The 18,381-nt window shown below is 56.5% G+C and carries 19 protein-coding genes; 6 read left to right on the plus strand and 13 right to left on the minus strand.

The window, feature by feature from the left end; all coding sequences use genetic code 11:
• Positions 1-435, minus strand: coding sequence for a multidrug/biocide efflux PACE transporter (locus HA50_RS04995; RefSeq protein WP_084873244.1), 435 nt, complete (start codon positions 433-435; stop codon positions 1-3).
• 90 nt (positions 436-525) lie between these two features.
• Between HA50_RS04995 and HA50_RS05000 the strand changes: the two genes are divergently transcribed.
• Positions 526-1,395, plus strand: coding sequence for a LysR family transcriptional regulator (locus tag HA50_RS05000; protein WP_084873246.1), 870 nt, complete (start codon positions 526-528; stop codon positions 1,393-1,395).
• Here the strand turns inward: HA50_RS05000 and ybaK are convergent.
• From ybaK to copA, 3 genes are all read right to left on the minus strand, one after another.
• Positions 1,392-1,871, minus strand: a complete 480-nt coding sequence (gene ybaK / locus HA50_RS05005) for a Cys-tRNA(Pro)/Cys-tRNA(Cys) deacylase YbaK (protein ID WP_084873248.1) — start codon at positions 1,869-1,871, stop codon at positions 1,392-1,394. The two genes, HA50_RS05000 and ybaK, sit on opposite strands and share 4 nt — an antisense overlap.
• 172 nt (positions 1,872-2,043) lie before the next feature.
• Entirely contained in the window at positions 2,044-2,847 is an 804-nt protein-coding gene (locus tag HA50_RS05010; RefSeq protein ID WP_084873250.1) for a TraB/GumN family protein, read from the minus strand.
• Positions 2,848-2,918: 71 nt separating this feature from the next.
• Positions 2,919-5,423, minus strand: coding sequence for a copper-exporting P-type ATPase CopA (gene copA / locus HA50_RS05015; protein ID WP_084873253.1), 2,505 nt, complete (start codon positions 5,421-5,423; stop codon positions 2,919-2,921).
• Positions 5,424-5,562: 139 nt separating this feature from the next.
• On the opposite strand from copA, the gene HA50_RS05020 reads away from it, so the two are divergent.
• Positions 5,563-6,207: a hypothetical protein gene (locus tag HA50_RS05020; RefSeq protein WP_244193560.1), complete on the plus strand. Its 645-nt coding sequence runs from the start codon at positions 5,563-5,565 to the stop codon at positions 6,205-6,207.
• A gap of 290 nt (positions 6,208-6,497) precedes the next feature.
• Positions 6,498-6,914: a Cu(I)-responsive transcriptional regulator gene (gene cueR, locus HA50_RS05030; RefSeq protein WP_084873257.1), complete on the plus strand. Its 417-nt coding sequence runs from the start codon at positions 6,498-6,500 to the stop codon at positions 6,912-6,914.
• Here the strand turns inward: cueR and HA50_RS05035 are convergent.
• From HA50_RS05035 to tesA, 5 genes are all read right to left on the minus strand, one after another.
• Positions 6,890-7,348 (minus strand): NfeD family protein, encoded by a 459-nt coding sequence (locus HA50_RS05035; RefSeq protein WP_084878342.1) that lies wholly within the window; start codon positions 7,346-7,348, stop codon positions 6,890-6,892. The genes cueR and HA50_RS05035 overlap by 25 nt on opposite strands.
• A complete protein-coding gene (locus tag HA50_RS05040; protein ID WP_084873260.1) occupies positions 7,348-8,262 on the minus strand; it encodes an SPFH domain-containing protein in 915 nt (304 codons plus the stop codon). The genes HA50_RS05035 and HA50_RS05040 overlap by 1 nt, the downstream gene beginning before the upstream one ends.
• Positions 8,263-8,317: 55 nt before the next feature.
• Positions 8,318-9,172 carry a thioredoxin family protein gene (locus HA50_RS05045; RefSeq protein WP_084873263.1) on the minus strand — a complete coding sequence of 285 codons (855 nt, stop codon included), beginning with the start codon at positions 9,170-9,172 and terminating at the stop codon, positions 8,318-8,320.
• 79 nt (positions 9,173-9,251) lie between these two features.
• Positions 9,252-10,025, minus strand: coding sequence for an SDR family oxidoreductase (locus tag HA50_RS05050; protein WP_084873265.1), 774 nt, complete (start codon positions 10,023-10,025; stop codon positions 9,252-9,254).
• A 31-nt stretch (positions 10,026-10,056) separates the two neighbouring features.
• A complete protein-coding gene (tesA, locus tag HA50_RS05055) occupies positions 10,057-10,683 on the minus strand; it encodes a multifunctional acyl-CoA thioesterase I/protease I/lysophospholipase L1 (protein WP_139810897.1) in 627 nt (208 codons plus the stop codon).
• On the opposite strand from tesA, the gene ybbA reads away from it, so the two are divergent.
• The gene (ybbA, locus tag HA50_RS05060) at positions 10,651-11,337 is read left to right on the plus strand and encodes a putative ABC transporter ATP-binding protein YbbA (protein ID WP_084878346.1); all 687 of its coding nucleotides are present in this window, start codon (positions 10,651-10,653) and stop codon (positions 11,335-11,337) included. The genes tesA and ybbA overlap by 33 nt on opposite strands.
• Positions 11,334-13,751 (plus strand): putative ABC transporter permease subunit YbbP, encoded by a 2,418-nt coding sequence (gene ybbP / locus HA50_RS05065; RefSeq protein WP_084873267.1) that lies wholly within the window; start codon positions 11,334-11,336, stop codon positions 13,749-13,751. Before ybbA ends, ybbP begins: the two co-directional genes overlap by 4 nt.
• Before the next feature lie 98 nt (positions 13,752-13,849).
• On the opposite strand, the gene purK is transcribed toward ybbP, so the two are convergent.
• The 4 genes from purK to ppiB form a co-directional block, all read right to left on the minus strand.
• On the minus strand, positions 13,850-14,914 hold the full coding sequence (gene purK / locus HA50_RS05070) for a 5-(carboxyamino)imidazole ribonucleotide synthase (protein ID WP_084873270.1): 1,065 nt from the start codon (positions 14,912-14,914) through the stop codon (positions 13,850-13,852).
• Positions 14,911-15,420 (minus strand): 5-(carboxyamino)imidazole ribonucleotide mutase, encoded by a 510-nt coding sequence (gene purE, locus HA50_RS05075; RefSeq protein WP_084873272.1) that lies wholly within the window; start codon positions 15,418-15,420, stop codon positions 14,911-14,913. The genes purK and purE overlap by 4 nt, the downstream gene beginning before the upstream one ends.
• 131 nt (positions 15,421-15,551) lie before the next feature.
• Entirely contained in the window at positions 15,552-16,268 is a 717-nt protein-coding gene (locus HA50_RS05080; protein ID WP_084873274.1) for a UDP-2,3-diacylglucosamine diphosphatase, read from the minus strand.
• Positions 16,268-16,762 (minus strand): peptidylprolyl isomerase B, encoded by a 495-nt coding sequence (gene ppiB / locus HA50_RS05085; protein WP_084873276.1) that lies wholly within the window; start codon positions 16,760-16,762, stop codon positions 16,268-16,270. Before ppiB ends, HA50_RS05080 begins: the two co-directional genes overlap by 1 nt.
• 216 nt (positions 16,763-16,978) lie before the next feature.
• On the opposite strand from ppiB, the gene cysS reads away from it, so the two are divergent.
• On the plus strand, positions 16,979-18,364 hold the full coding sequence (gene cysS / locus HA50_RS05090) for a cysteine--tRNA ligase (protein ID WP_084873278.1): 1,386 nt from the start codon (positions 16,979-16,981) through the stop codon (positions 18,362-18,364).
• Positions 18,365-18,381: the final 17 nt, after the last annotated feature.

Here is an 18,381-nt window from a genome sequence, read left to right on the forward strand (position 1 = left end):
TCAGGCCTGACATGACTTACGCGTCAGCCAGCGCTGGCGCAACTTATCCCATAACCAGTTATACGCCACGGTATAAGGCAGGAAGAACAGGAAAAACGCCACTTCCAGCATAAAGGCTTCCAGCAGGGAAATACTCAGCATCCAGGCGGCGATCGGCAAGCCAATCACGATAAAGCCGCCTTCAAAGCCCAGCGCGTGCAGAATACGCAGCAGCGGACCCCGATGCACTTTACCTGGCGGGCAAAGGCGGTCGAAACCGGTGTTGTAAATCATGTTCCACAGCATGGCGACGGTCGACAGCATAATCGCCAGCGATCCCATCTGAAACAGCGGCTTTTCCATTGCCCAGGCTGCCAGGGGTGCCACAGTCAAAATCGCCAGAATTTCAAAGCATGCGGCGTGATAAAAACGCTCTTTTAATGAACGGGTACGCATAAAAACCTCCTGATTTGTTACGCGGCGCATTTTCTCACTCGCTGATGCTAAGATAAAATGAACACCTATCGATAAAAGCGATGGATAACGATGAAATACTCCCCGGAATCCCTTGAGGCTTTTGTGCAGACCGTGGCCAGCGGCTCCTTTTCTGCGGCCGCGCGTGCGCTGGGCAAAAGCCAGTCCACCATCAGCAGTGCGGTGGCGAATCTGGAAGATGATTTAGGTTTTATGCTGTTTGATCGCCAGGGGCGTCAGCCGGTCATAACCGAGCAGGGCCAGCGTGCGCTGGCGCAGGTGCAGCAAATTCTGGCGGCTAGCCAGCGGCTGGATGAACTGGCGGTGCGTCTGGCACAAGGCGTGGAGCCACGCCTCAGCCTGGCGATTTCTGATTTCTGGCAGGCGGATCATCATGAAAATCTGCTGACCCGTTTTGAGGCGCGTTATCCGGATATCGAATTTGAATGCATGATTGCGGAAGACGCCGATGTGCTGGATCTGCTACAGGCCGGGCGGGTACATCTGGGCGTGGTGCGCGCCCAGCCTGCGCTGCCTGCAGATATTGCGGTGACACGGTTGCAGGTGGGGGCGCAGATGGCGATTTATCTGCATCAGGATCACCCGCTGGCGCAACAGGCACAGGTCAGTGAGGGGCAATTGGGCGATCTGCGCCAGTTACGGCTCAATACCTGGGTGGAAACGCGCGAACCGATGCCTGCTGGCCGGGTGTGGTCAGCGCCTTCCTATCTGTTATTGCTGGAGATGGCTGAACAGGGGTTTGGCTGGAGCGTGCTGCCGCGCTGGCTGGTGCAGCAGTTTGGTCATCAGGTATTGCAGGAGTTGCCGGTGCCGGGATGGCCGCAGCATATTGCGGTGGAAGCGGTCTGGTCGCGGCGCAATCCGCCCGGACCTGCCGGGCGTTGGATGATCGATCAGCTCTGCGCTCAGCAGCCCGCTTAATCGCGACGGGCGACATCCGCCAGCGGCGCATCCAGCAGACGCGACAGATCCTGCGCCGCCAGTTCAATATCCAGCCCACGTTTCCCACCGGAAATAAAAATGGTGGCGAACTCTGCGGCCTGTTGATCTATCACCGTAGGCAGACGTTTTTTCTGCCCCAGCGGGCTAATCCCACCCACCAGATAACCGGTTACGCGCTGCGCCAGCAGCGGATCGGCCATATCGGCTTTTTTCGCCCCCAGTGCTTTGGCAACTTTCTTTAAATCCAGCTGGGTGGAAACCGGGGTGACGGCCACTGCCAGCTGTTTGGCATCAACGTTTAGCGCTACCAGCAGCGTTTTGAATACCTGACGTGCATCCAGATTCAGCTTACGCACCGCCTCGTCACCAAAATTGGTTTCATGGCTGTCATGTTCGTAAGGATGCAAAGTAAAGCTGACTTTTTGTTTTTCCAGCAGTTTTACGGCGGGAGTCATTTTTTTAATCCTTGCTAAGAAAAATCTTAAACTTATTGTGGCGAATAATGCTGGCGAAATTCTGAACTTTGCGCGAGAATTGGCCCGCGCCAGCCAGTAATGGCTGTGTGATAACCAAAATCATAAACAAATTCTTCTTTGACGGGCCAATAATAATATTGGCCTTCTTTTTTTAGCGCGTCTTTAACAGGCCCGGTAAATTATCATCCCCGTAAAGATGGAGCGCACCGACCGCCACCACATAACGCCCCGGCGGCAGTGCCAGCAGCAATTCCCGCCAGTGCTGGTTGCGATTACGCATCAAAGTGTCATTCAGTTCATTGCTAAAAGTGGTGGGTAACGCCACCGGTTGCCGTTTCGGTGGGGCATCAAGCCACCAGCTGATCATGGTTTGCAGCAAACGGGCGTTGGTGTGCCAGTGCTCCAGCGTATCCAGCAGCAGCGGCAGGCCATCGTCTGGCAACGATTTCAACAGGGCGATTTGCGTGTCAGGGCCTTCCAGCTCAATCACTGGCTTATTGACGTTTTTGGCCGCCTGCAACAACTGATAATCGATACCATATTGTGGTCGCAGGCCGAGGCGCTGCGCCTGTTGCGCCTGCAACATCAGGGCAATCTGCCACATGGGCAGATGATCAAACATCGCTATCGACAACGTCAGCTCATCACACAAGCTGCTGAGCCTGCTGAGGGTGGCGCTATCCAGACGCTCCGCCAGCGACGGCAGCTCGTCACCGTCGGTGAACGGTGATCCACCTTGGGTGATATCGGCTTCGACGATCAGTGCATCGGCCTTGGCTAACAGGCGGAGCAGACGAGCCGGCAGCGGCTGCATATCGCGTGTGCCCATATGAATGCTGCCGACCAGATGTAACCGGCGATCGCCCAGCTGAATATCCATCGCGGGCCAGGGGTAGCTGGCCGGAAACAGTCGCGCTATCAGCTGTGTTACGCATTGCCACAGGCTGCGTCTCATTCCCTGTCCTTTTTAAGTCAAAAATCCATGCTAGCGATTTCGACGCGCAAAAAACAGCGCAGGGCTTGCTATTAGCGCACCGGCGGCTTAAAGCGCAGCAGACGATTCGCGTTACTCACCACGGTAATGGAGGAGAGTGCCATTGCTGCACCGGCCACAATCGGGCTAAGTAGCATCCCGGTAAACGGATAAAGTACACCCGCAGCAATCGGTATACCTAAGCTGTTGTAAACAAATGCACCCAGCAGGTTTTGTCGCATATTACGCAGTGTGGCGCGGGAAATGGCCAGCGCATCAGCGACACAATGCAGGTCGTTGCGCATCAGCGCCATGGTGGCGGTTTCAACAGCGACATCGCTGCCGCCACCCATGGCAATCCCCACGTCTGCCTGCGCCAGTGCCGGAGCGTCGTTAATCCCATCGCCCACCATCACCACTTTGCGCCCCTGCTGTTGTAACTGCGCAATGGCCTGCGCTTTGCCTTCAGGCAGTACGCCCGCAATAACCTGGTCAATGCCAGCTTCGTCAGCGATGGCCCGCGCGGTTTTTTCATGATCGCCGGTCAGCATGATCAACTGATATCCCTGTTGATGCAGGCGTTGCAGCGCGTCACGGCTCTCCGGACGCAGGCTGTCACGCAAGGCGATCAACCCCAGCAGTCGGTGCTCATCCGCCAGCAGTACCGGGGTGGCACCCTGCGCTGCCAGCCGCTCGATATCGCCACCAGCGACCGCACAATCCACCTGCTGCGCTTCCATTAACGCAAGATTGCCCAGCAACAACGTTCTGCCTGCGACTTTAGCGCTGACGCCCTTGCCACGTATTGTACGAAATTGCTCAATGTCAGCGGCAGGCAGCTCTGGTGTAGCCGCAATGATCGCTTTTGCCAGTGGATGGCTGGAGCCTTGCTCCAGCTGTGCCGCCGCATGCAGCACCTGTTGACGATCCCAGTCGGCATACAACAGCACATCGCTGACCTGAGGCGAGCCCTGCGTCAGGGTGCCGGTTTTATCAAACACCAGCGTGTCTACTTCGCTGGCGCGCTGTAGCGCATCAGCATCGCGCACCAGCACGCCCAGCTCTGCGGCGCGTCCCACCCCGGCAATCACCGACATCGGCGTTGCCAGCCCGAGGGCGCAAGGGCAGGCGATAATCAATACGGTGGTGACAATTACCAGTGTGTAAGCCAGCTGCGGTTGCGGGCCTGCCATGTACCAAATCAATCCACTAAGCAGGGCAATCACCACCACCACGGGCACAAATACCGCGGAGATACGGTCTGCAAGGCGTCCGATGTCGGGTTTGCTGCTCTGTGCCTGGCGCACCAGATTGATGATGCGCGCCAGGGTGGTGTGGCTGCCGGTAGCTCGCGCGGTAAATCGCAGCGTGCCATCCTGTACCAGCGTACCGGCGTAAACTTTGTCTCCGGGCTGTTTGCTTTGCGGTACGGCTTCGCCCGTCAGCATGGCTTCATCGCACCAGGCTTCGCCACTGGCTACTTCGCCATCGACCGGCACGCGGTCACCGGTGACCAGTTTAATCAGCATGCCGGGCTGAACTTCACTCAGCGGCAGCAGGGTTTCACCCTGATCGCTGATAACGCGGGCCTGGGCCGGGGTTAAATCCAGCAAACGTTCCAGTGCCTGGGAAGCCCGTTGCCGTGCTCGCTGCTCCAGCGCATGGCCCAGATTGATCAGACCAATGATCATCACGCTGGCTTCAAAATAGAGATGACGCGCCTGCATCGGGAAAAATTCGGGCCACAGCGCCACGCTCATGGAATAGAGCCAGGCTGCGCCGGTGCCGAGGGCAACCAAGGTATCCATGGTTGCGGTGCCGTGACGCAGGCTGCGCCAGGCGCTGCGGTAGAAGTGGCCGCCTGCGATCACCATCACCAATAGCGTTATGACCCCCAGCGTGCGCCATAACGTGATGTTGCTGGCGCTGAGCATCATATTGTCGCCCAGCATGCCCCAGATCATCATCGGTACGCCGAGCAACAACGCCAGTGCCGATTGCCAGCCAAAACGGCGCATTGCCTGACGGGCGCTGACCTGCTGGCGTTCACGGCGGGTTTGTTCATCTTCGATAATTTCTGCGGAATAACCGGCCTGATCGACCGCACCTATCAGGTCTGCGGGCTGCGCATCACCGAGCACCAGCGCGCTGCGCTCGCCAAGGTTAACGCGTGCCTGACTGACGCCAGGCACCTTTTGTAGTGCCTGCTCAACACGGCTGACACAACTGGCACAGCTCATACCACCAATCAGTAAGTGATGGACGGGCTGGGTTTCATCTGCCGGGGGCGAATAGGACTCCGTTGCCAGTGCCTCCGGCTGCGGCTCTGATGCTGCCAACGGTTCAGACTTTGGGCTGTCTTTCAACGCTGCGTGATATCCCGCCTGTTCTACGGTGGCGATCAGATCGCTGGCGCTGGCGGCACCGGTGACACGCGCTTCCTGCTGAGTCACTTCAGCCTGTTCAACATCGCTGCGCTGTTCCAGCGCCTCTTTGACCCGTTTGACGCAGTGGCCGCAGGATAAGCCATCCAGCGCCAGTAACTGTGTATGTGACATGTTTAACTCCTTATGCGTTCAGGTTTGACTGCATGCAGACTTTGCATTAGTTATAAAGCCTAAACCTTCCATTCAGGGGAAGGTCAACACCCTTTCACACTGATGGGAAGGGAGGATAATGTTAACAAGGACGATACCTATGATTAGTGCTAAAAAATTGGCAGATGAAATGGCTGAGGCTATGCACATGGACAGCAATTTCTTCCGCGGTTTCTTACATGGTTTTGTAAATCTTCCTGTGGATTTTTATTATCTCGGGCGTGATTACATTGATACGGATAGCAGAACGGTCAATTCGTATGACAAGGAACGCATAATCAGAATGGTTAAACACGGAATGGCTTCAAGGCCGAACCTTGAAAAGGTGATTCGCCTTTTCCTGGATGATTTTATGAGGCACGTTGATTTTCAAAAGGTTAAAGAATTATCTGCAAAGGGTGGGGGGAGTTTTCTGGGGAGGATGACATTTAACCAGTTAGCCTCTGCAAATATGGGTTACATCCTTTCATCAAAATTGATCCCACGTCTTGCATCGGGTTTGACCATCGGCAGTATTCTTTCAATCGGCGCAGCGATGTCCCGCTCAGTCTACGTTGCCAGAGACCTGCAGGGCCGTAATCCTGTTGCATACAATCTACTCAGGCGTATGGGTGATTTGGATTTGCTCTACTTTATGGTTGCCGATAAAACCCGACCTTTTGAGGATGCAGCGGCGTTATGGTCAACAGACCGCGACAAGTTTCATCAGACATGCTGCTACTTTTTTGAAAAAGTTGATCTATGAAAAGAATATTACTGGCTGCTATCTCTCGTATTGTTCAGGGCATTGGGATTGGTGTGTGTGGGTTGGCACTGATTCTAATGGGGTGGTTCATTTTTTTCTCTTACAGCGAATATAGATACTATCTCGCGGTTATTAGTCTCATTGGTTTGCTGCCGGGTTACTACATCTTTAAGTTTGCTGTACGTAAAATATACGATGAAAGCCCCGGTGACTGGTGATCGTTGCGGCATTCACGCAGGTGGCTGTGAGGTATAAAATCCTTCCATTCAGGGGAAGGTCAAGGGGAGCAAATGAACATTAGCGATGTCGCCAAAAAAACCGGGCTGACCAGCAAAGCGATTCGTTTCTACGAAGAGAAGGGCGTTGTGACGCCGCCGCTGCGTAGCGAAAATGGTTATCGCAGTTACAATCCACACCATATTGATGAACTCAACCTGCTACGCCAGGCGCGGCAGGTGGGTTTCACCCTTGAAGAGTGCCGCGAACTGGTGACGCTGTTCAATGATCCTGCGCGGCATAGTGCTGATGTGAAGGCGCGAACGTTGCAAAAAGCGGATGAGATTGCGGCCCATATCGAGGAATTACATGCGATGCGCGCTCGTTTGCTGGCGCTGGCCGAGGCTTGTCCGGGGGATGATGGCGCAGAGTGCCCCATCATCAATCACCTGGCGGGTTGCTGCCATCAGGGTGCCGGGAAACGCGGCTGAATCCGCAGCGTGATGCCAACCACACCCGTGACCACCACCTGGGTTCCGGCGGGCAGATCGTTTTCTGCCTGCACGCGCCAGCTGCTGTCGCCAATGCGTATATGGCCGGTACCATCTTTCAGGGCGCTTTCCAGCGTGAAATGCTGCCCGATCAGTTGCGTACCGCGCTGATTGAGCACGTTAGGCTGCTGCGAGGATTCGCGGTAGCGCAACCAGCGATACCAGAAAAATGCACACAGCAGCGTCAATACCGCAAACAGCACGCCCTGGCTGGTCCACGAGAAGGGAAAAAACCACTCAATGATGCCGACCAGCACCGCCGCCAGTCCGCTCCATAGCAGATAGCCACTGGTGCCGAGCATCTCAGCGGCCAGCAGCAGGCCGCCAAGTGTCAGCCAGAACCAGTGCGGATGCGCAATCAGCTCCATCAGGATCACGGTTTGCGCTCCCGACCACTGTCTTTCAGCAGCTCGCTAATCCCGGCCACCGAGCCGAGCAGGCTGCTGGCATCCAACGGCATCATCACGACCTTGCTGTTGTTGGCTTCACCGATTTTTTGCAGCGCATCGGTATATTTTTGTGCCACAAAGTAGTTCACCGCCTGGATATCCCCGGCAGCGATCGCTTCAGAAACCATGCGTGTCGCATTGGCTTCCGCCTGTGCCTGGCGTTCGCGCGCTTCGGCGTGCAGGAAGGCTGATGTCCGTTCACCTTCAGCTTTCAGAATCTGAGATTGCTTTTCACCCTCGGCGCGTAAAATGGCGGCCTGACGCACCCCTTCGGCGGTCAGAATATCAGCACGTTTGGTTCGTTCGGCTTTCATCTGCGCGTTCATGGCAGCAATCAGTTCCTGCGGCGGACGCACATCACGAATTTCGATGCGGGTGATTTTCACGCCCCAGGGGTTGGTCGCTTCATCGACAATGTGCAGCAGACGGGTATTGATGTTATCGCGCTGCGACAGCATCTCATCCAGCTCCATGCCGCCGAGAACGGTACGGATGTTAGTCATGGTGAGATTGATGATCGCCAGCTCAAGGTTGCTGACTTCATACGCTGCGCGTGCCGGATCGACCGCCTGAATAAAGCACACGGCATCGATAGTGACGTTGGCGTTGTCTTTGGAAATGATTTCCTGAGAGGGGATATCAAGGACCCGCTCCATCATATTGACCTTGCGGCCAATGCGGTCCATGAAGGGAACAACTAAACTCAGACCGGGTTGCAGGGTGCGGGTATAACGCCCAAAGCGTTCCACCGTCCACTGATACCCCTGTGGCACAATTTTCACACCGGCCCATACAGTAACCAGCGCGAGTACGATGATTACCGGCATCACAGTCAACATATAACCTCCTGGTTGTCAGATGAGGGAGCTGAGTCTCTTCGGCTCCCTTTTAACGCTAGTACAGCAGCGAATAAAGCTGGCGGCGATAGCGGGCTGCCAGTGCATCCCCCGTTCCCAGCGCGGCAAGAATTTCCTGCAACATCTTACGTGCCTGGCCGTCAGCGGCGTTGAGATCGCTTTTCAGGAAGCCGAACAGCAGCTCAAGCGCTTCTTCATTTCGACCCACCTGATGTAGCTGTAACGACAGTTTAGCAGCCAGCTCGGCGTTCGCCGGGTCGTTTGCCAGCTGTTCCTGCAAATGCTGGATTTCCGGAGTGTCGGCGGCCTGTTTCAGCAATTCGATTTGTGCCACCAGGCTCTGATAGCGGGTGTCCTGATCCTGCAACGGCACCACGTTCAGCACCGCTTCTGCTTCATCGCTGCGGTTCAGGGTGATCAACACTTCTGCCAGCAGAAAACCGATTTCACTGGCCTGATGGCTTAACTGCCAGGCGTCTTTCAGCAGCGGCAGCGCTTCCAGCGGTTTGCCTTCATCCAGCAGGGCCATCGCCTGCTGCGCTTTCAACTCTTCTTCACGCGGCAGAACTTTTTGCAGCAGGGCGCGAATGGCTTCTTCGGGCTGAGGTCCCTGGAAACCATCAACGGGCTGACCATTCTGGAACAGATAAACCGTGGGCAGAGAGCGCAGACCAAACTGTGAAGCCACCATCTGCTCTTTATCGCAATCCAGTTTCGCCAGAATAAACTGCCCGGCATACTCCTGAGCCAGATGCTCCAGCACTGGCGTCAGTTGCTGACAGTGCTGGCTTCGGTCGGACCAGAAATAAAATAGCACCGGCAGCTGCGTGGATTGTTCCAGCGTCTGATGCAGGTTGGATTCGTTGATGTCGATAATTAAAGCGTGTGACATGAATGCGTCTCTTTGCTGAAAGTGTGTTGAGGATATGGGGGCAAGCTGCCCGGCTTCAAGTTCAAATCAGGGTTGCAGGCTATTTGCTGCGCAAAATGCGATCCAGCATCCAGCCTGGCAAGATGCGTTTTAACAGACTCATACTCCAGGCCACCAGCGTCACCGGGTAGCGCAGGCGCGGATGCTGACTTTCCAGCGCATGGCGGAGCTTCGGTAAAATCGCTTCGGGCGGCAGGGTGAAGCGCGCGGCAATACCGGGATTACGCACCGGTTTATCGCTCTCGCCCTGATGAACGTTATCGGTGAAGCGGGTACGAATCGGCCCTGGCTCAATCAGGCTGACACGGACGCCGGACTGACGCAACTCCATCCGCAGCGCATCACTCCAGGCTTCCAGCGCATATTTACTGGCGGCATAAGCGCCGCGTCCGGGAGTGGAGATCAACCCGAGGACGGAGCTGGTGTTGATGATACGGCCATTGCCGCTGGCTTTCAGCGCAGGCAACAGACGCATCGTCAGCTGATGCGTGCCAAAAAAGTTGGTGGAGAATTGCTGTTCCAGTTGCTGACGCGACAGGCTTTCGAGTGGCCCGTAAATGCCAAAGCCACCGTTGTTGAATAAACCGTGCAGGCGATTTTCCGTCAGCGCAATCACCTGGTCAGCGGCGGCATCGACGCTGGCCGGATCGTCAAGATCCAGTGCAATCCCGATAAATCCCAGCGCATGCATACGTTCAACGTCTTCCGCCCGACGGCAGGCAGCAATCACGCGATACCCGCGAGACAGCAGATCATTTGCCGCCACCAGGCCAATCCCACTGGAACAGCCGGTAATAAGAATCGATTTTTGCATATCTTTACCTGTTAAAAATCACGCGCCTGCGTTAATCATGCTTTACTAGCGGGGCCAGTTCTTTTGCCATCACCCCAGCGATAAAGGGCTGCGCATCCGGATTCGGATGTATGCCATCCTGCTGCATCCACTCCGGTTTCAGGTAGACCTGCTCCATAAAGAAGGGCACCAGAGGAATGTCGTACTGCTGTGCCAGCTGCGGATAAATCGCGCTAAACGCCTCCGTATAACGACGTCCGTAATTTGCCGGTAAACGAATCTGCATCAGCAGCGGCTGGGCATTTGCCGCTTTAACGTCGTTGATGATTTTGCTCAGATCCTGGGCGATATTTTGTGGTGGGAAGCCGCGCAGACCATCGTTACCGCCCAATTCGATTAACACCCAGTGTGGTTGGTGCTGTTTTAATAACGCCGGTAAACGCGCCAGTCCTTGTCCGGCGGTATCGCCGCTGATACTGGCGTTGATAATTCTGGGCTGCTGCTGCCATTGTTTATCCAGCAGGCTCGGCCAGGCGACGGCGGCGGACATCCGGTAACCGGCGCTGAGGCTATCGCCCAGCACCAGCAGGGTATCAGCCGCGGCAAGACGTGACACCAGCAGAAGCAATAACAACAGGAAGGGATAATGCCAGCGGAAAACATTGTTGAAGTTCATCATCTTACTAAGTCCGTCGGTCAGGGAGAGCATCAGCTGACCATCCTTACCGGAGTTGAGCTGGTTGTCAAACCAGCCGAGACCATCGCGCTGATTGGGGAGTCTGGCTCGGGCAAATCGACCCTGCTGGGCATCCTCGCCGGGCTGGATGATGGCAGTAGCGGCGAAGTCCATCTGCTCGGTGAACCCCTGCATTCCATGGATGAGGAGCAGCGGGCTGCGCTGCGTGCCCGTGAGGTCGGCTTTGTTTTTCAATCCTTTATGCTGGTACCAACGTTAAATGCGCTGGAAAACGTGCAGCTACCTGCGCTGTTGCGCGGCGTGAGCGATCGGGAAAGCCGCGCTCAGGCGGTGGATTTGCTGACCCAGCTTGGGCTGAAAGGGCGTTTGCATCATCTTCCCGCACAACTTTCCGGCGGTGAACAACAGCGAGTGGCGCTGGCGCGTGCCTTTAACGGGCGGCCCGGTTTACTGTTTGCTGATGAGCCGACCGGCAATCTCGATCGTCAGACCGGTGACCGCATTGCCGATCTGTTGTTCTCTCTCAACCGGGATCTGGCCACTACCCTGATCCTGGTGACACACGATGAGCAACTGGCGGCGCGCTGCGATCGTCGCCTGCGGCTGCGTGACGGCAAATTGTGGGAGGAGTCATGATCTGGCGCTGGTTCTGGCGCGAGTGGCGTTCGCCCTCGCTGTTGATCGTCTGGCTGGCGCTGACGCTGGCGGTGGCCTGTGTGCTGGCGCTGGGATCGATCAGCGACCGCATGGAAAAAGGGTTAAGCCAGCAAAGCCGTGATTTTATGGCAGGCGATCGCACGTTGCGCAGCAGTTCTCCGGCACCGGACGCCTGGCTGGCAAAAGCGCGTGAGGAGGGCTTGTCAGTCAGTCGACAGCTGAGTTTTATGACCATGACCTTTGCGCAGCAAACACCGCAGCTGGCGGATGTGAAGGCGGTCGATGATGCGTATCCGATGTTTGGCACCCTGCAAACGGATCCCCCTGGCCTGCGCCCGGTTGCCGGAACGGTGCTGGTGGCCCCGCGCTTGCTGGCGCTGCTCAACCTGAAAACCGGCGACCAGATTGATGTGGGTGACACCACGCTGCGTATTGCCGGGGAGGTGATTCAGGAGCCGGATGCCGGTTTCAATCCGTTCCAGACCGCCCCGCGCCTGCTGATGAACCTGGCCGATGTGGAGAAAACCGGTGCCATTCAGCCAGGCAGCCGTCTCAGCTGGCGTTACAAATTCTCGGGCGATCCGGCCCCGCTGGCGCGTTATGACAGCTGGATTCAGCCGCAACTGAAAGCCGATCAGCGCTGGATCAGCGTCGAAAACTCAGAAGATGCATTAGGACGATCGATGCAGCGGGCGCAGCAATTTTTGCTGCTTTCGGCGTTACTGACGCTGCTGCTGGCGATCGCCGCCGTCGCGGTGGCGATGAGCCACTATTGTCGCAGCCGCTATGATTTGGTGGCGGTGCTGAAAACCCTTGGTGCGACGCGGCGGGTGCTGCAACGCTTAATCATCGGCCAGTGGCTGGCAGTGTTGTTGCTGGCAGCGCTGGCGGGGAGCGTATTGGGGCAGGGGATTGAGGTCATCCTGCTGGTGATGCTGAAACCGGTCCTGCCTGGCGCGCTTCCGGCCGCCAGTTTCTGGCCCTGGCTGTGGGCGCTGGGGGCGATGTTTGTGATTTCGCTGCTGGTGGGGCTGCGACCTTATCGTTTATTAATGGCAACCTTGCCGCTGCGCGTATTGCGACGGGATGCGGTGGCGAATGTCTGGCCGCTGCGCGTCTATCTGCCGGTGATGGCGCTGGTGGTGATTGGTTTGCTGGCGCTGCTGATGGGCGGCAGCAAAATGTTGTGGGCGCTGCTGGTGGGCGTGGTGATGCTGGCAATCTTGCTGGCGGTGCTTGGCTGGGGGGCGCTGCTGCTGTTGCGGCGTCTGGTGGTGCGCAATCTGGCGATGCGGCTGGCGATCAATCGTCTGCTGCGCCAGCCTGCCATGACCCTCAGCCAGTTGGCGGCTTTTTCGCTCTCCTTTATGTTGCTGGCGCTATTGCTGGTGATGCGCGGTGACCTGCTGGATCGTTGGCAACAACAATTGCCACCGGATAGCCCCAACTATTTTCTGCTGAATATGACGCAGGAACAGGTGCCGCAGGTACGTGATTTCCTCAATTCGCATCACATCAAAGCAGAAACCTTCTATCCGATTATTCGCGCGCGTCTGACGCAGCTGAACGGGAAGGATGCCGATCCGAATATGGATAACGCGCTGAATCGCGAGCTGAATCTGACGTGGCAGGCGGATCGACCGGACCACAACCCGCTGGTGGCGGGCACATGGCCGCCGCGTGCCGGGGAGGTTTCAGTAGAAACTGAGCTGGCAGATCGGCTGGGAGTGAAACTGGGCGATACCTTAACCTTCAGCGGCGATACCCAGCAGTTCAGCGCCAAAATTACCAGCCTGCGTAAAGTTGACTGGGAAAGCATGCGACCAAACTTCTTCTTCATTTTCCCGCCGGGGGCGCTGGATGATCAGCCGCAGACGTGGCTGACCAGCTTCCGTATGGACAGCAATCCGACCTTACTGGCGCAACTGAATCGCAGCTTCCCCACCCTAAGCCTGCTGGATATTGGCAGCATACTGCGCCAGATCGGTCAGGTGCTGGCGCAGGTCAGCCAGGCGCTGGAAATTATGGTAGTGCTGGTGACGATTTGCGGCGTGTTGCTGTTGCTGGCGCAGATTCAGGTCGGTATGCGTCAGCGGCGTCAGGAGCTGGTGGTTTATCGCACGCTGGGGGCGAGCAAGCGGCTGCTGCGTGGGACGTTATGGTGCGAGTTCGCGCTGCTTGGTGTGGTGTCGGGTGTGGCGGCGGCGCTGGGTGCGGAAGCGGCCCTGTGGGGATTACAGCGTAAAATCTTTGATTTTCCGTGGGAACCAGACTGGAGCCTGTGGCTGGCGTTACCGATCTGCGGAGCAGTTTTGCTGTCGTTGTGCGGCGGCTGGCTGGGTGTGCGCTTGCTGAAAGGGAAAGCATTGTTCAGAAGGTTTGAGGCGGCGTGATTTTATTACGGCCAATAACCGCACGGAGCCGGTAAACCCCGCGTGATAAATCACGCCGCTACAATCCGGTGCGAGATTTCACTGCGGGGTCGTTTTCGTTACAGCTTCTCCACCGCCCAGGCAATGCCACTGGCGTACTCAGGCGGCAGCATGGGCACCAGCGCGTTCAGAGCCGCAGCCAGGCGGGTCTGGTCGCTGTCAGTGAGATTCAGGTGGCCCACTTTACGTCCCGGACGCACTTCTTTTTCGTACCAATGCAGATGTACCAGCGGCTGATGCAGCCACGCCAGATTCACATCAGTACCGATCAGGTTGACCATCACGGAAGGTGCAAATACCACCGGCTGTGGCAGCGGTAAGCCCAGTACGGCACGTAAATGCAGCTCGAACTGGCTGATGGACGCGCCATTCTGTGTCCAGTGCCCGCTGTTGTGCACGCGTGGAGCCAATTCGTTGATCAGCAGACCTTGTGGTGTGACGAAACATTCCATCGCCATCACGCCCACGTAGTTCAGCTCATGCATGATGGCGCTGAGCATGGCTTCGGCCTGCTGCTGCTGCGCGGCATCCGCCTGCGGAAAGGCCACGCTGGTACGCAGAATGCCATCCTGATGCAGGTTATGGGTCAGCGGATAGAAAACGGTGCTGCCGTCCTGACCGCGCGCGCCCACCAGTGAAACTTCACCGCTGAAGTTGATACCCTGCTCAACGATACATTCACCGTAGCATTCATCCGGCAGGCTATCGGTTTCATTGGCGCGCAGACGCCACTGACCACGCCCGTCATAACCACCGGTACGGCGTTTGACAATGGCAAGTTCGCCCAGTGAACTGAACACCTGCGGCCACTCGCCTTTATCCGCCAGCAACTGCCACGGCGCGGTGGCGAGGTTGAGCTGATCGAGCAGCTGTTTTTGCGTCAGGCGATCGGCCAGACGCGGGAAAATATCGCGATTCACAAACGCCGGATGGCTTGCCAGCTCACGCGTCAGCGCGGTTTCCGGCCAGCGTTCAATTTCGGCGGTGATAACGCTTTGTGCAATCGGCAGGGCAGAGGGTTCCGCATCCAACCCTACCGGGTAGACAGCGATCCCCAGCGGTTCACCGGCCTGACGCAGCATGCGGCCTAACTGACCATTTCCCAGTACGCAAACCGGCTTCATGCATCCCCCCGCGGGTCCGGGTTGTTCAGCACTTCATCAGTCTGGGTCTGACGCCAGGTTGCCAGGCGAGTTGCCAGCGTGCTGTCGTGAATCGCCAGAATCTGTGCGGCCAGCAGTGCGGCGTTCGCGGCACCGGCTTTACCGATTGCCAGCGTACCTACCGGGATACCACGCGGCATTTGCACGATGGAGTAAAGGCTATCGACCCCACTCAGCGCGGCGCTTTGTACCGGGACACCCAGCACCGGCACCAGGGTTTTGGCTGCCAGCATGCCCGGCAGATGTGCGGCACCGCCAGCACCGGCGATAATCACCTGAAAACCATTCTGGGCGGCGTTTTCGGCAAAGCTGAACAGTTTGTCCGGCGTACGGTGAGCAGAGACCACTTCAACGTGGAAGGGGACATCCAGGCTGTTAAGAATTTCCTCGGCGAACTGCATGGTAGCCCAGTCACTTTTGGAACCCATGACGATGGCGATACGAGCCGGGGCGGCGTTGGATGACATGCGGTCAACTCCTGTGAATATACAAACGAACCTGGCCGGGCGGGCAGGTGAAGAAGGGCACAGAGAATAGCATGAGATGGCAGCAAGGAAAACGGTTGCGTGGCCGGAAAACGGGCAAGATTGCCCGTTTGTCAGAACGGAAATTCGATAAGGCTGACGCCACTGGCATCGACCTGAACCATCGATCCCTGCTGATGCCAGGCACCGAGCACCACGCGTTGCGCGTTTTCCGCCTGTAAAACAAACTCATGGATAGCCGGGCGATGGGTATGGCCGTGAATCAATAGCCGCACCTGCTGGCGTGTCATGGCCTCGATAACTGCCTGTTGATTGACATCCATGATGCTCAGCGACTTATGCTGATTGGCCTGTTTGCTGTTGGCGCGCATTCTGGCGGCAATTCGCATCCGCAGACGCAGCGGTAAGGCGAGAAACAACTTTTGCAGCCAGCGCTGATGCACTTTGGCGCGAAAACGCTGGTAACCTTCATCATCGGTGCAGAGGGTGTCGCCGTGCATAATCAGCAGGCGCTGACCATACAAAGTTAACACCTGTTCTTCCGGTAGCAACGTCATGCCGCAGGCAGCAGCAAAGCGCTGGCCGAGCAGGAAATCGCGATTGCCGTGAATAAAATACTTCGGCACCGGCAACGCCTTGAGTGCAGCGGCGATTTGCTGATGCAGCGGATTAGGATCGTCATCGCCGATCCAGGCTTCAAACAGGTCACCGAGGATGTAAAGTGCATCGCACTGATGCGCTTCACGCTGCAAAAAATGCAGAAAACCGGCAGTAATTGCCGGTTCGTCCTGACACAGATGAAGATCTGCGATAAACAGCGTGCGCGACATTACTCGCTAACGGTCACTTTCTGGATGATCACGTCATCTTTCGGCACATCCTGGTGCATGCCGCTGCGGCCGGTAGCGACCGCTTTGATTTTTTCGACTACGTCCATACCTTCAACCACTTCAGCAAACACGCAGTAACCCCAGCCCTGCAGGCTTTCGTCACGGAAGTTCAGGAAGTCGTTGTCGGCTACGTTGATGAAGAACTGCGCAGTGGCAGAGTGCGGGGCCTGAGTACGAGCCATCGCCAGGGTGCCACGGGTGTTTTTCAGACCGTTGTTGGCTTCGTTACGGATTTCTTCTTTGGTGGCTTTCTGTTTCATGCCAGGCTCAAAACCGCCGCCCTGGATCATAAAGCCATTGATGACACGGTGGAAAATGGTGTTGTCGTAGAAACCATCACGGCAGTAATCCAGGAAGTTCTTTACGGTTGCCGGCGCTTTATCATCGAAAGTTTTAATTACGATATCGCCATGGTTCGTCTGGAAAGTGACCATCATTCTCGTCCTGTAAAGGTTGTCGTCGGTGCCAATAGCCGCGCATGCAAAGCAGCGGGCCTTTTTGTAGACGCTCCTTATATCACAAATTGTGATGACGCGTCAGCAAGGTGGCGGCTGTTGCTATGCTGGCGTCGCGCTGGCGTAAAAAATACGGCACAATACGCAGCTAGCCTGAACAGGCCTTCTTCGCACACGTTTATACGGAACCTTTCAATGTTAAAGATTTATAACACCCTGAGTCGACAGAAAGAGGAATTCAAACCCATCCATGCTGGCGAAATCGGCATGTACGTGTGCGGCATCACGGTGTACGACCTCTGTCATATCGGCCACGGGCGTACCTTCGTTGCGTTTGATGTGGTGGCGCGCTACCTGCGCTATGTCGGTTATACGCTGAAGTATGTGCGTAACATCACCGATATTGACGACAAAATTATCAAACGTGCCAACGAAAACGGCGAAAGTATCGAAACTCTGACCAATCGTATGATCGGTGAAATGCATAAAGATTTCGCCGCGCTGGGTATCCTGCCGCCAAATCTGGAGCCGCGCGCCACGCGTCATATCGACGAGATTATCGAGCTGGTTGGCCTGCTGATTGAGCGTGGTCACGCCTATGTGGCTGACAACGGCGACGTGATGTTTGATGTCCTCAGCGACAAAGATTACGGTGCGCTGTCACGCCAGGATCTGGAGCAATTGCAGGCCGGTGCGCGCGTGGAAGTGGCTGAAGTGAAACGCAATCCGATGGATTTTGTGCTGTGGAAGATGTCCAAAGCGGACGAACCGGCATGGAGTTCACCGTGGGGCAATGGTCGCCCGGGCTGGCATATTGAATGTTCGGCGATGAACTGCAAACAACTCGGCACCCATTTCGATATTCACGGCGGCGGTTCCGATCTGATGTTCCCGCATCATGAAAATGAAGTGGCACAGTCCACCTGTGCGCATGACGGCCCGTACGTTAATTACTGGATGCACTCCGGTATGGTGATGGTTGACCGCGAGAAGATGTCAAAATCCCTCGGCAACTTCTTTACCGTGCGCGATGTGCTGCAACATTACGATGCGGAAACCGTGCGTTATTTCCTGATGTCGGGCCACTATCGCAGCCAACTTAACTATGGCGAAGATAACCTCAATCAGGCGCGTGCGGCGCTGGAACGCCTTTACACCGCGCTGCGTCATACCGATGCTGCTGCGGTGGCGGCGGGTGGTGAAGAGTTCGAAACGCGTTTCCGTACCGCAATGGATGATGACTTCAACACGCCGGAAGCTTACTCGGTGCTGTTTGATATGGCGCGTGAAGTGAACCGTCTGAAAACAGAAGAAAAAGCGGCTGCCGATGCGCTGGCGGCGAAACTGCGTCAGCTGGCGGATGTGCTGGGCATCCTGCAACAGGATCCGGAGCAGTTCCTGCAAAGCGGTGCGCAGGCGAACGATGATGAAGTGGCGGAGATTGAAGCGCTGATTCAGATGCGTAACGATGCGCGTAAAGCGAAGGACTGGGCGCAGGCCGATGTGGCGCGCGATAAGCTGAATGCGTTGGGGATCGTGCTGGAAGATGGTCCGCAGGGCACGACATGGCGTCGTAAATAAGAACAAGGGCGAACTTC

Source organism: Pantoea cypripedii, from assembly GCF_002095535.1.
Classification (GTDB): domain Bacteria; phylum Pseudomonadota; class Gammaproteobacteria; order Enterobacterales; family Enterobacteriaceae; genus Pantoea; species Pantoea cypripedii.